This window comes from Streptococcus mitis (genome assembly GCF_003942775.1).
Classification (GTDB): Bacteria; Bacillota; Bacilli; order Lactobacillales; family Streptococcaceae; genus Streptococcus; species Streptococcus mitis_CN.
This window is the reverse complement of sequence record NZ_RJNX01000006.1, coordinates 50,798-63,452: the sequence shown is the minus strand read 5'-3', so window position 1 is coordinate 63,452 and position 12,655 is coordinate 50,798. Positions and strand designations below refer to the sequence as shown.

Here is a 12,655-nt window from a genome sequence, read left to right as displayed (position 1 = left end):
AACAAAAGAAAAAAACGCTTGAAATGACCTACACCCCAAAAGTTAGACAGAAAAAATCTAACTTTTGGGGTGCAGGTCAGACTGGTTTAGTTGATTGTAAATTATATTAGTTAGTAGATATCTTGATCGTAAATACGGCGTATAACACTTCCTATGTTAGTATAGGGCTCATAAACAATAGTTTTTTGACATAAATTTCCCATTGAAGAAGTTTTTTCCATAGCTATTGATACAAGGTCTTCTAATTGCGTTAATAATTCTTTATCATTTTTATGATTCCTTTCATATTGTTCGCAATCTAGATATTCTTCTAATTTTTTATACAATCTATCTTTTGTGTGAGATTCGTTAGGTTTTTCGAAATGTGCTAACAACCATACTTCAAAACAACTATTTGAAAACCCGATATCAATATTGTTTGCTTTTGCGTCTTTTAAAACACCCTCTATTTCGTCATTTTCTAAACTATCTTTGTCAAAAATAATATAGACTCCTCCAAGATTTCTCTTTTCTGTATTACTTAGAGTACTTATTTTTCCTAATGCGTGATTTAGAAGACATCGACCTTGTTTACTTGTGGGATGTATAGATACTTTTACAGTGGCTGTTCTGTTATACTTCTTGTTTAAAATTGAGAAATAATTTCTTTCCGTGTATCCTTCAGTGAACACATAAATAGATTTTCTCAGTTTTTTACCTTTAGGTTGTCTATCTCTAGCCATTTAAATCTCCTTAAATAGTTGATTCATTCCTTCAATATCGATATCTGGTAAAGCACCAAACTGCCCATTTAAGTAACGTTTAATGAAAGAAATATCACTTCTTGACACACCTTGTATTTCATTAAAATCAAAAAGAGAGTATAAGTCTGTTTTTCCCAAGAAATCTTTTTCCGTCATATAAATTTGATCTACTCTTAAATTCGAATCTAATAAATTTAAATTGTGTGTTGTAAAAATGAATTGATTCGTGTTTGACTCGGAATTAATTATGTTCAACAATGCATTTGTAAGAGATAAATGGAATGAATCATCAAATTCATCCATAACTATAACTCTATCTTCATGTAAACTATCCAACAATGTCAAAGCAACGGTCATCATTTTTTGAGTACCGGAAGATTCCATTTCATATGGAATCTTTTCTTTACCAACTACTTTCCCGTTTTCATCATATTTTTTGTAAATAGAATATACTTCAAAAGTTGTAAATTGTTTTGGTAACAAACTTTCGTCAAGATTTTCTATAGATAGCAATTTTTTAAACTCTTCAGGAAATGATTCTATCTTTTCAATGACTTCAATATCTAAAATATTAAAGTCAGCCAGATTTAATAGTTTAATGAATATATTTTTCTTAGCTGAATCGGCTTGGATTGACTTAAATAATTGTTTGCGAAAAGGTTCAAAAATTAAATTTGTATGGAACCATTTGAAAACAGCAACACATTCTACATCATTCTTATCCTGTCCATCAAATAATAATAGTTTATTTTTCCTAACAGATTGTCGTATTTTTTTTAAGTTATTTGGAAGTATTTCTGAATCATTTGGAGAAGCGGTTCGTTTAAAGTATAATTTTTCTTCATTTTTTTGTGTAACAAAATAAAGTTCCTCTAAAGTCACTTCTTCTGAATTGTAACAAATATGATAGCGATAAACCTTTTTATTCTTAATTAAGCGAATTGAAAATTCAGTATCTTCATATTTGTTTTTATCATTTAAGCGAAATGGCATATAGGGTAAAGAATCTTCAATGTCATCTGTAGGTTGTAGAACCATTTTGGCAAAGACCCTTAGTGCTGTAATTAGGTTGCTCTTTCCAGATCCATTGGAACCAAAAATGTTTACATTTTTCAATAAAGATAGATTTTCCTTATTTAGTGTATGAGACTTAGCATGTCTTTTTAAATATTTTCCTTTTTCTAAAGATAAAACTGTGTTATTTTGGAAAGATAAAAAGTTTGTAATTTCGAAATCAACTAGCATAATCTACCTCCTTCTCCTTCTAATTGTACACGAAAAATTTAAATTTAACAACGTTTTTTCGTTATAAAGTAAATTATTTTTAATTTTTTAGTTCGCAGTTAATTATTAGGAATTATCTATTTGGGTTTATAAAATTTTTTAAATTTTAGATATTATTTTAATCTTTATTGTTTTATCGATGCATTAATTTTTACAGAGCCAAATTATTCCCCTATTTAAAATATATTGATTCATATTCTATGAAATTATTAAATAGAAATAGTTCAAAAAAACTTGATGTATTACTATTTTCAGTCCAATTGAAAAGCATTTTTTTAAAGCCAGGTTTTAAAAAAAGTGAAATCTTAACTAAAATTCATTCTCACAAGGTTTTAAAAAACTTCCTCCCTATCCAAATTCGGATAGGGTTTCTCATCGTTAAAAAATCGCTTTAGTATCTCGACATTTTCCTTCAGATGGAGCAGTTTGATATTTCTTTTACCATCATCAGTGTTTTTCTCTATATTTTCACAATGGCGTTTGATGTGCCATAAGGATTTTTTAATGTTATCTTCTTTTAAATTTTTCATACCCCTATCTTATCAGATAAATTTTCAAATATGATGTGGTTTTTCTTAAATGATTAAAATATAGCCTAAAAAGCACTAAAAGATAAATTATGGAAAATTTCTCTCCTGTTAATGAGGCAATAAAAAACGCTTCAATCAAAGCATTTGTACTGTATAAAGAATAACGGATAGTTTGAGAGTTTTACGTATCACCGTATTTCTTCGAGGCTTTTTATATGCTGCACTACCCCTTTTTGTAATAGTTTTGCTTTGTTCCTGAAATATTTACAAGTGAATACGGCGTCCTTGAATGTGTAACTCTCTTTTTGGCTAGTGATATTAGAATCAGTCAGTTCGATCATTGGACTATCTTTATCAATTGTAAAGGTAAGCTCATTTCTACTCTCGTTTATCCAGTAGTATTCGCCATCTAAAGAATTGCTTGATTGGTTAGAACAGGTAATTAATAGAATTGTAGATAGGGACACTAAAAGTAATGTAATAAATCTTTTCATTTACTTACATCCATTTCTATTATATCAAAGTAATGTTACAAATGTAAGACAGTTAGTAATAAGGGTGTTTTACTGTTTTAGAAATTAAAAAAAGGAATTTGTTTTTAAATTCCTCTTCTTTTTAAATAAACGAATCAGTTTCTTATTTCATAAAATATAGTCATTCGAATGCTTTCCCTTGCAATATACTGAAATTAACAAAAAGAAAAAACGCTTGAATCAGCGTTTTTCTTCTGTATTGATTCGTATTGAATGCTTACTTAACTTCTGTAAACACAACGTGTTTGCGAAGTTTTGGTGAGTATTTCTTCAATTGAAGACGGTCTGGAGTGTTACGTTTGTTTTTAGAAGTAAGGTACAAGCGTTCACCAGATTCTTTGTGTTCAAGTGTAATATTTACGCGCATGGTATCTCCCTTCTATTATTCAGCTGATGCAGCTTTAGCGATTTTACGTCCTTTGTAGTATCCTTTAAGTGATACACGGTGAGAACGTGAGTAATCTCCAGTAGTTTCGTCAAAGTTTACAGATGGAGCTGTTACTTTGTAGTGTGTACGACGTTTGTTTTTCTTCGCTTTTGAAGTGCGACGTGCAGGTACTGCCATTTTGATTTCTCCTTTAGGTATTTATATTCGATTCAATCTACTGATTTTCATCAACCATACTAGGATAACACATTTTTTTTGTAAAGTAAAGTTACTTGACAAAAAAAGATGAAAAAATTCTCCTGTCAGTCCTAGCAGACAGGAGAAGGTGTTAAATATCAATCTCAAATGGTTCGTCAATGGTTTCTGATACGTATTTTCCGTCTTTCTTCCGTTGTTTGACACATTCTGTGAGGAGATATTCGATTTGCCCATTGACTGAACGAAAGTCATCTTCTGCCCATGATGCGAGTGCAGCGTATAACTTTGTTGAGAGTCGAAGGGGGATCTGCTTCTTTTTAGCTTCAGCCATCTTTAGTAAAGATTTCCTGTGTTGACAATTGGTTGTGCATCATGATTGCCACAGAGTACGACAAGGAGATTTGAAACCATGGCAGCTTTTCGTTCTTCGTCAAGCTCTACTAATTCCCCTTCATTGAGTCGTTCTAGTGCCATTTCAACAATTCCTACAGCACCATCCACAATCATCTTACGGGCATCAATAATGGCAGATGCTTGTTGGCGTTGAAGCATGACAGCAGCAATTTCTGGAGCGTAAGCTAGGTAAGTAATACGTGCTTCAAGGATTTCCAAGCCAGCATCCTCAACACGACTTTGGATTTCTTCACGAATACGGTTAGCTACAATCTCGCTAGAGCCACGGAGGCTACCTTCATCTGCTTGCCCGTCACCTGTAGTATCTACATTAGGAGACACATCGTAAGGATAGATGCGGACAATATTACGGAGGGCGCTATCACATTGCAATGAAAGATATTCTTTGTAGTTGTCCACATTGAAGACTGCTTTGGCTGTATCAACAACTCTCCAAGTTACCGCGATCCCAATTTCTACGGGATTTCCTAGACAATCATTGATTTTTTGGCGAGAATTGCTCAAGGTCATAACCTTGAGGGAAATCTGTTTTTTGCCAATTTCAATGTTTACATCATTGCCATTTGATGATTTCATTCCTGACAAAGGAGCTTTTGTGCTAACATCACCACTTTGTCCAAGTCGAGTGTGGTTTGCAGGGTTGACTGCTACGCTGAAGGGATTGACAAAGTAAAAACCAGGTTCTTTGATGGTACCTGTATAGTTACCAAAGAGTGTCAGAACTAGAGCCTCCTGAGGTTTGACAACTTTTAAACCAGCATGAGTTAGCGCTGAAATTACGATTAGTACAAGTCCGATAATAATTCCAAAAATGTTTTCCGAACCAGCACCCATTATCAATATAAAGATACCAAGTACGATTGTCAACTCAATGAGAATCAATGCGAATACACCATTTGGTTTTGAATTGATTAGTTTTTAATTCATAAGAATGACCTCTGTTATTTGATATCTAAATGATATCATTTTGTTTTTAAAAATTAATAGAAAGTTGACAAATAATCACTAAAAAGTTTCAGCCCAATAATTACTTGTAGGAGGTGAGATTATATTGTGCTGAAATACTCTTTTATTCTTATAACTTTTACACTATAATTGTAGTTAGAAAGGAAGAGAAATGTTTGATTATAGAGCACTAGTTATTTTGATGACTTTGATGGATCATTGTGAGCTATCATTATATGAATTATCTGTTAAGGTGAGCTTACCTATAAAAGAAGTCAAAGAAGGAATAGATTATTTAGTGCCTTATCTAGCTAATAAAGGGATAGTGCTGGATAAAAAACAAGGTCGCTATAGTTTATCAAATCGTACGAAGCAGTCTTTGACAGATATTATTAAGTCGGATGAATTGGTTTTACCAAAGTCGACTCGCTTAGCATTAATCTATCTTTACACTTTTTGCCGATTAGATTTTATATCGAATAATCATTACCAAGACTTTTTGAAAGTAAGTAAGAATACAACCTTATCTGATATTCAATCATTAAGAAAGATTATGTTAGATAATGATTTGGAGCTAGGGTACAGTAGAGCAAAAGGTTATACTTTACACGGTTCAGAGTGGAATAAGCACCGTTTAGCTTTTCAAATGGTTAGTGAGTTGCTGGAATCCTCCATAGGGATTTGGGGGTTGGATTATGTTTTATCCAGTTGGGGGTATTCATTAACTTATGATTTGATTGATCAGGTGGTTAAAGATTATTATGAAAAGCTACAGATAGTACCTATTGTTAATCAATTAAAAGTTTGCCTTTTCGGTTTAGTATTCATTATATGTAGGTATCAAAGGGATGTTGAACGAGTATGTCTTTCAGAGACACTAGTATCTCCTATTATTCAAGATATAACGACTATTTTATTGGATACAGTAGTTGATTTGGGAATTATAGATACGGTATTTTCAGAGGATGATTATCGCTATATCACAGTTTTATTATCAAGTTGCTTTGAAGGTGAAGTAGATGTTGCTCCGGTTTACTTTAATCAATTAACAGAGGCTATTATAAGTAGAATGGAAGATATTTCTTTGTTACATTTTAAACAAAGGGAAGTATTGAGAGAAAATCTTCGCCGCCACCTTATACCGGCTTACTATAGATTAAAGTTCGGCTTACCTAGTTCAAATGAATATGTGTTGCATGTTAAAGAACATTATCCTGATTTATTTGAACTAGTAAAAGATTCTTTGACTCCCTTGATGGACGCTATTGACAAACCCATACCTGATAGTGAAACAGCATATTTTGTTATCCATTTTGGAGGATATTTAAAGAAAGCAGACAATTTGCCTCAAAAATGTTATAAAGCAGCAATTATCTGTCCTAATGGAATTAGTTCTTCATTGATGATAAAAGAGAATCTATTAGCATTATTCCCTCAAATTGAGTTTATAGGAACCTCAAAGATTGATGATTTATATGCGAAAACTAGTAGTGACTATGATATGGTTTTTTCTACTATAAAGGTGGATACAGAGAAGCCAAATTATCTAGTTTCTGTTATGATGACGGAAGAACAAACAACACAGTTAGTTGAATTGGTATCAAAAGATTTCCCAGATACAGGTTATCGAGATATTGAGCTTAATCAGATAATTAGCATAGTAAGACGATATAGTGTAATCACACAAGAATTAGAGTTAAAATTAGCATTAAAGAGGTATCTCTATCAAGAAATGAACAGAAAGGAAGTGTTACCATTGTTAGAAGAATTAATTACAAAAGAAACTTATCAGGTTAGTTCGGAAAAATTAGGATGGAAGGAGGCAATTCGTTTAGCAGCTAAACCGCTTTTGGATCAACATAAGATAACTGAGAACTACCCTGAGGCAATGATTCAAAAAGTAGAAGAGTTTGGACCTTTTATTAATTTAGGGAAGGGAGTAGCAATTCCTCACGCTCGACCAGATGAAGGCGTGAATGAAATAGGAATGTCAATGTTAGTTTTGGAAGAGCCGATTTATTTATTGGATAATCCAGAACAAGAGGTAAGATTGTTGATTTGTATTGCAGCCATTGATAATGAGAGTCATTTAAAGGCTTTGTCACATTTAACAACAATTTTAAGAGATAAAAATCATGTTCAAGCTTTAATTTCATCAAAAAACTATGATGACATTAAAATGATAATTAAACAGGAGGATTAGATAATGTTAAAAATTGGTACAGCTTGTGGTTCAGGATTAGGTTCAAGTTTTATGGTACAGATGAATATTGAATCTGTATTGAGTGATTTGAATGTTTCAGATGTAGAAGTTGAACATTATGATTTAGGTGGAGCAGATCCAAATGCAGCCGATATTTGGATTGTTGGTCGTGATTTAGCTGATTCAGCTAGTCATCTTGGAGATGTTCGTATTTTAAATAGTATTATTGATATGGACGAGCTACGAGAATTAATTACTAAAATTTGTGAAGAAAAAGAACTTATATAGGAGGCTAGCGTCATGATGAAGTTCATATTGGATATTGTTAGTACACCAGCTATTTTAGTAGCTTTAATTGCAATCTTAGGATTAGTTCTTCAGAAGAAGAAATTACCTGATATTATTAAAGGTGGAATTAAGACTTTTGTTGGTTTCTTAGTTGTATCTGGTGGTGCAGGAATTGTGCAAAATTCTTTGAATCCATTTGGTACCATGTTTGAACATGCTTTTCATTTATCTGGAGTTGTACCGAATAATGAAGCAATTGTAGCTGTAGCTTTAACAACATATGGCTCAGCTACTGCAATGATTATGTTTGCAGGTATGGTGTTCAATATCTTAATCGCTCGTTTTACTCGATTTAAATATATCTTTTTAACAGGGCACCACACTCTATATATGGCGTGTATGATTGCGGTCATTTTATCAGTTGCTGGCTTTACTAGTTTGCCTCTTATCTTACTAGGAGGATTAGCACTCGGTATTATTATGAGTATTTCTCCAGCATTTGTACAAAAATATATGGTTCAATTAACTGGAAATGACAAGGTGGCTTTAGGTCATTTCAGTTCTTTGGGATATTGGTTGAGTGGTTTCACTGGTAGCCTTATCGGTGACAAATCAAAATCAACAGAGGACATTAAATTCCCAAAGAGTTTAGCTTTTTTACGTGATAGTACTGTTAGTATTACTTTATCTATGGCAGTTATTTACATTATTGTAGCTATCTTTGCAGGGTCAGAATATATAGAAAAAGAAATCAGTAATGGTACAAGTGGTCTAGTTTATGCTTTACAATTAGCAGGTCAATTTGCAGCAGGTGTATTTGTTATTTTAGCAGGTGTTCGCCTTATTTTGGGTGAAATTGTTCCAGCCTTTAAAGGTATCTCAGAGCGTCTCGTACCTAATTCAAAACCTGCTTTGGATTGTCCGATTGTTTATACTTATGCACCTAATGCAGTCCTAATTGGATTTATCTCTAGTTTTGTTGGTGGTTTAGTAAGTATGGCAATTATGATTGCTTCAGGAACGGTTGTCATCTTACCAGGCGTTGTGCCTCATTTCTTCTGTGGAGCGACTGCAGGTGTCATCGGGAATGCATCTGGTGGTGTTCGTGGAGCCACTATTGGAGCATTTTTACAAGGTATTTTAATTAGTTTTCTTCCAGTCTTTTTAATGCCAGTTTTGGGAGGACTTGGTTTCCAAGGGTCAACTTTCTCAGATGCAGATTTTGGTCTATCAGGAATTATTTTAGGAATGTTGAATCAATTTGGCTCACAAGCAGGTATTGTTATTGGTCTTGTTCTTATTTTAGCAGTTATGTTTGGAGTATCCTTTATTAAAAAGCCATCTGCAAAGGAGGAATAAGGGATGATTTTAAGTGAAAATAGAGAAGATGAGTTAAGAAAATTTGCGACTAAAATCCGATTAAATACTCTTAGAACATTGAATCATCTTGGATTCGGTCATTATGGAGGGAGTCTGTCTATAGTAGAAGTTTTAGCAGTGCTTTATGGTGAAATAATGCCGATGACTCCAGAAATATTTGCATCACGAGATAGAGATTATTTTGTTTTATCCAAGGGACATGCTGGACCGGCTTTATACAGCACACTCTATTTGAATGGTTTCTTTGACAAAGAATTCTTATATTCTTTAAATACAAATGGAACCAAATTACCGTCTCATCCTGATAGAAATCTAACGCCGGGCATAGATATGACAACTGGCTCTTTAGGACAGGGAATTAGTGTTGCAACCGGACTTGCATATGGTCAGAGAATAAGAAAAAGTCCCTTTTATACTTATGCTATTGTTGGAGATGGTGAGTTAAATGAGGGACAATGTTGGGAGGCTATACAGTTTGCTTCTCATCAACAGTTATCCAATTTAATTGTATTTGTTGACGATAACAAAAAACAATTAGATGGTTTTACAAAGGATATTTGTAATCCAGGTGATTTTGTAGAAAAATTCTCAGCATTTGGATTTGAATCCATTAGGGTCAATGGTTCAGATATTAGAGAAATTTATGAAGGGATTATCCAATTAAAACAGTCAAATAATTCATCCCCTAAGTGTATTGTATTAGACACTATTAAAGGTCAAGGAGTTCGAGAGCTGGAAGAAATGAAATCCAATCATCATCTTCGCCCTACTGTAGAGGAGAGACAAATGTTAACTTCAGTTGTAGAAAGATTAAGTCAGGAATTGGAGGAAACAGAATGATGAGAAGTACGAAAGAATTACGACATGTGTATAGAGATTTCCTTCTAGAGGCTAACCAAAGTTATTCTGATATAGTAGTTTTAGAAGCAGATTTGTCAAGTTCTATGGCTACTAATAATCTTGAAAAGGACTTTAGAGACCGTTATGTGAATGTTGGAATCATGGAAGCAGAAATGGTCGGGCTTGCAGCAGGTTTATCTATTCAGGGGTTTAGACCTTATCTTCATACATTTGGCCCTTTTGCTTCACGAAGAGTATTTGATCAATTATTTATTTCTCTTGGATACGCACAATTGGATGCCACTGTGATTGGATCAGATGCAGGAGTAACTGCAGAAATGAATGGTGGGACACATATGCCATTTGAAGAAATTGGATTGTTACGTTTAATTCCTAAATCAATCATTTTCGAAGCAACTGATGATATCCAATTTCGTGAAATCTTGAACCAGACATTAGACTTAAAAGGACTAAAATATATTCGAACAATTAGAAAAGCTCCAGAGGCTGTATATCAAGGTGGAGAAGATTTTTCTAAAGGCTATATTGAGTTAAGACACGGTGAAGATGTTGTAATAGTTGCTTCTGGCATAATTGTTGCTCCAAGTATTCGAGTTGCGGATGAACTGTCTAAATTAGGTTATTCAGTAGGTGTCATAGATTTATTTAGAATCAAACCAATACCAGAACAAATAAAAACAATGTTAAGTGGAAAAACTATATTTACTGTAGAAAACCACAATCAGATAGGTGGAATTGGCAGTGCTTTATGTGAATTATTCTCTGATGATGGAATAACAAAAATTCATCGGATGGGTGTTCAAGAAAGATTCGGTCAAGTAGGGAAAATGGATTATCTTCTTAATGAGTATGGTTTGAGTGAATCGAATATAAAAGAGAAAGTTCTAGAGTTTTATAATGCAAGATAGATGTTAAATACACTTATCTGAAAGAATTTCTGTAAAAATTACATTACGTTATTTAAAGCAAGCGGATTAAAAAGCATATTCTGGTCATCAGAAAGTGCACTAATCCGCTTTGTTGTTTTTAATTTTAAATATTTCATATGTATATAGAATTTTCTGAAAATTCAAGAATTTTCTTCTGTTCATTGCTTTTAAAATGTGCTATAATAGTAAAAACTGAAATGGGAGGGAACAAATGACTGAATTAGATAAACGTCACCGCAGCAGCATTTATGACAGTATGGTGAAATCACCAAACCGTGCCATGCTTCGTGCGACTGGTATGACAGATAAGGACTTTGAAACACCGATTGTGGGAGTGATTTCGACTTGGGCGGAAAATACACCATGTAACATTCACTTGCATGATTTTGGGAAATTGGCTAAAGAGGGTGTCAAATCTGCAGGTGCTTGGCCTGTGCAGTTTGGAACTATCACCGTAGCGGACGGGATTGCCATGGGAACGCCTGGTATGCGTTTCTCTCTAACATCTCGTGATATCATTGCGGACTCTATTGAGGCGGCTATGGGTGGTCACAACGTCGATGCCTTCGTCGCTATCGGTGGCTGTGATAAGAACATGCCTGGTTCTATGATTGCCATTGCTAATATGGATATCCCAGCTATTTTCGCCTATGGTGGAACCATTGCACCGGGAAATCTTGATGGCAAAGACATTGACTTGGTTTCTGTTTTTGAGGGTATCGGAAAATGGAACCACGGTGACATGACAGCTGAGGATGTGAAACGTCTCGAATGTAATGCCTGCCCTGGCCCTGGTGGCTGTGGTGGTATGTATACTGCTAATACCATGGCGACTGCTATCGAAGTTTTGGGTATGAGTTTGCCAGGTTCTTCATCTCACCCAGCTGAATCAGCTGATAAGAAAGAGGACATCGAAGCAGCAGGACGTGCTGTTGTTAAGATGCTGGAGCTTGGTCTCAAACCATCAGATATCTTGACTCGTGAAGCCTTTGAAGATGCTATCACTGTAACGATGGCTCTCGGTGGTTCTACAAATGCCACTCTTCACTTGCTTGCCATTGCCCATGCTGCCAATGTTGACTTGTCTCTTGAGGACTTCAATACGATCCAAGAGCGTGTGCCTCACTTGGCCGACTTGAAACCATCTGGTCAGTATGTTTTCCAAGACCTCTACGAAGTCGGTGGTGTGCCTGCGGTTATGAGATATCTCTTGGCGAATGGATTCCTTCATGGAGACCGCATTACATGTACTGGTAAGACTGTTGCTGAGAACTTGGCTGACTTTGCAGACCTCACACCAGGTCAAAAAGTCATTATGCCACTTGAAAATCCAAAACGTGCAGATGGTCCATTGATTATCTTGAATGGGAACCTTGCCCCTGATGGTGCAGTTGCCAAGGTATCGGGTGTTAAAGTGCGTCGTCACGTTGGACCAGCTAAGGTCTTTGACTCAGAAGAAGATGCGATTCAGGCCGTTCTGACAGATGAAATCGTTGATGGCGATGTAGTCGTTGTTCGTTTCGTTGGGCCTAAAGGTGGCCCTGGTATGCCTGAGATGCTGTCACTTTCATCAATGATTGTTGGTAAAGGTCAGGGAGACAAGGTTGCCCTCTTGACAGATGGTCGTTTCTCTGGTGGTACTTATGGTCTAGTTGTTGGACATATCGCTCCTGAAGCTCAGGATGGTGGACCAATTGCCTACCTTCGTACAGGCGATATCGTTACGGTTGACCAAGATACCAAAGAAATTTCCATGGCCGTATCCGAAGAAGAACTTGAAAAACGTAAGGCAGAAACAACCTTGCCACCACTTTACAGCCGTGGTGTCCTCGGTAAATATGCTCATATCGTATCATCTGCTTCACGCGGAGCCGTGACAGACTTCTGGAATATGGACAAGTCAGGTAAAAAATAAACTTAAAAAGCAAGCCAATCTCGGCTTGCTTCTTTTTATCTTTA

13 protein-coding genes are annotated in these 12,655 nt (G+C 35.0%); 6 read left to right on the top strand and 7 right to left on the bottom strand.

What is annotated here, in order from left to right:
• Nucleotides 1-110 precede the first annotated feature (110 nt).
• From D8848_RS08495 to D8848_RS08460, 7 genes are all read right to left on the bottom strand, one after another.
• The gene (locus tag D8848_RS08495) at nucleotides 111-722 is read right to left on the bottom strand and encodes an RloB family protein (protein ID WP_125443470.1); all 612 of its coding nucleotides are present in this window, start codon (nucleotides 720-722) and stop codon (nucleotides 111-113) included.
• Nucleotides 723-1,988 (bottom strand): AAA family ATPase, encoded by a 1,266-nt coding sequence (locus D8848_RS08490; protein WP_125443469.1) that lies wholly within the window; start codon nucleotides 1,986-1,988, stop codon nucleotides 723-725.
• Nucleotides 1,989-2,359: 371 nt separating this feature from the next.
• Nucleotides 2,360-2,557 (bottom strand): hypothetical protein, encoded by a 198-nt coding sequence (locus D8848_RS08485; protein ID WP_125443468.1) that lies wholly within the window; start codon nucleotides 2,555-2,557, stop codon nucleotides 2,360-2,362.
• Nucleotides 2,558-3,307: 750 nt separating this feature from the next.
• A complete protein-coding gene (rpmG, locus tag D8848_RS08475; RefSeq protein WP_001265622.1) occupies nucleotides 3,308-3,457 on the bottom strand; it encodes a 50S ribosomal protein L33 in 150 nt (49 codons plus the stop codon).
• Between the two features lie 15 nt (nucleotides 3,458-3,472).
• Nucleotides 3,473-3,655, bottom strand: coding sequence for a 50S ribosomal protein L32 (gene rpmF, locus D8848_RS08470; protein ID WP_000290417.1), 183 nt, complete (start codon nucleotides 3,653-3,655; stop codon nucleotides 3,473-3,475).
• Nucleotides 3,656-3,806: 151 nt separating this feature from the next.
• Entirely contained in the window at nucleotides 3,807-4,007 is a 201-nt protein-coding gene (locus tag D8848_RS08465; RefSeq protein ID WP_000796544.1) for a type II toxin-antitoxin system antitoxin, read from the bottom strand.
• A 2-nt stretch (nucleotides 4,008-4,009) separates the two neighbouring features.
• Nucleotides 4,010-5,002, bottom strand: a complete 993-nt coding sequence (locus D8848_RS08460; protein WP_260467303.1) for an SPFH domain-containing protein — start codon at nucleotides 5,000-5,002, stop codon at nucleotides 4,010-4,012.
• 205 nt (nucleotides 5,003-5,207) lie between these two features.
• On the opposite strand from D8848_RS08460, the gene D8848_RS08455 reads away from it, so the two are divergent.
• The 6 genes from D8848_RS08455 (at nucleotide 5,208) to ilvD (ending at nucleotide 12,611) form a co-directional block, all read left to right on the top strand.
• Complete coding sequence (locus tag D8848_RS08455; RefSeq protein WP_125443467.1) at nucleotides 5,208-7,238, top strand: BglG family transcription antiterminator; 2,031 nt, start codon at nucleotides 5,208-5,210, stop codon at nucleotides 7,236-7,238.
• A gap of 3 nt (nucleotides 7,239-7,241) precedes the next feature.
• Entirely contained in the window at nucleotides 7,242-7,526 is a 285-nt protein-coding gene (locus tag D8848_RS08450; RefSeq protein ID WP_000912473.1) for a PTS sugar transporter subunit IIB, read from the top strand.
• Between the two features lie 12 nt (nucleotides 7,527-7,538).
• Nucleotides 7,539-8,885 carry a PTS ascorbate transporter subunit IIC gene (locus tag D8848_RS08445; RefSeq protein ID WP_000975289.1) on the top strand — a complete coding sequence of 449 codons (1,347 nt, stop codon included), beginning with the start codon at nucleotides 7,539-7,541 and terminating at the stop codon, nucleotides 8,883-8,885.
• A 3-nt stretch (nucleotides 8,886-8,888) separates the two neighbouring features.
• Entirely contained in the window at nucleotides 8,889-9,746 is an 858-nt protein-coding gene (locus D8848_RS08440; protein ID WP_024056493.1) for a transketolase, read from the top strand.
• Entirely contained in the window at nucleotides 9,743-10,675 is a 933-nt protein-coding gene (locus D8848_RS08435) for a transketolase family protein (protein WP_125443466.1), read from the top strand. Before D8848_RS08440 ends, D8848_RS08435 begins: the two co-directional genes overlap by 4 nt.
• A gap of 232 nt (nucleotides 10,676-10,907) precedes the next feature.
• Nucleotides 10,908-12,611 (top strand): dihydroxy-acid dehydratase, encoded by a 1,704-nt coding sequence (ilvD, locus tag D8848_RS08430; RefSeq protein WP_000137346.1) that lies wholly within the window; start codon nucleotides 10,908-10,910, stop codon nucleotides 12,609-12,611.
• Nucleotides 12,612-12,655: the final 44 nt, after the last annotated feature.

Coding starts and splice junctions, on each gene's coding strand:
- D8848_RS08450 (WP_000912473.1), top strand. CDS start 7,242: ATGTTAAAAATTGGTACAGCTTGTGGTTCAGGATTAGGTTCAAGTTTT.
- D8848_RS08495 (WP_125443470.1), bottom strand. CDS start 722: ATGGCTAGAGATAGACAACCTAAAGGTAAAAAACTGAGAAAATCTATT.
- rpmG (WP_001265622.1), bottom strand. CDS start 3,457: ATGCGCGTAAATATTACACTTGAACACAAAGAATCTGGTGAACGCTTG.
- D8848_RS08455 (WP_125443467.1), top strand. CDS start 5,208: ATGTTTGATTATAGAGCACTAGTTATTTTGATGACTTTGATGGATCAT.
- D8848_RS08485 (WP_125443468.1), bottom strand. CDS start 2,557: ATGAAAAATTTAAAAGAAGATAACATTAAAAAATCCTTATGGCACATC.
- D8848_RS08465 (WP_000796544.1), bottom strand. CDS start 4,007: ATGGCTGAAGCTAAAAAGAAGCAGATCCCCCTTCGACTCTCAACAAAG.
- ilvD (WP_000137346.1), top strand. CDS start 10,908: ATGACTGAATTAGATAAACGTCACCGCAGCAGCATTTATGACAGTATG.
- D8848_RS08435 (WP_125443466.1), top strand. CDS start 9,743: ATGATGAGAAGTACGAAAGAATTACGACATGTGTATAGAGATTTCCTT.
- rpmF (WP_000290417.1), bottom strand. CDS start 3,655: ATGGCAGTACCTGCACGTCGCACTTCAAAAGCGAAGAAAAACAAACGT.
- D8848_RS08490 (WP_125443469.1), bottom strand. CDS start 1,988: ATGCTAGTTGATTTCGAAATTACAAACTTTTTATCTTTCCAAAATAAC.
- D8848_RS08440 (WP_024056493.1), top strand. CDS start 8,889: ATGATTTTAAGTGAAAATAGAGAAGATGAGTTAAGAAAATTTGCGACT.
- D8848_RS08445 (WP_000975289.1), top strand. CDS start 7,539: ATGATGAAGTTCATATTGGATATTGTTAGTACACCAGCTATTTTAGTA.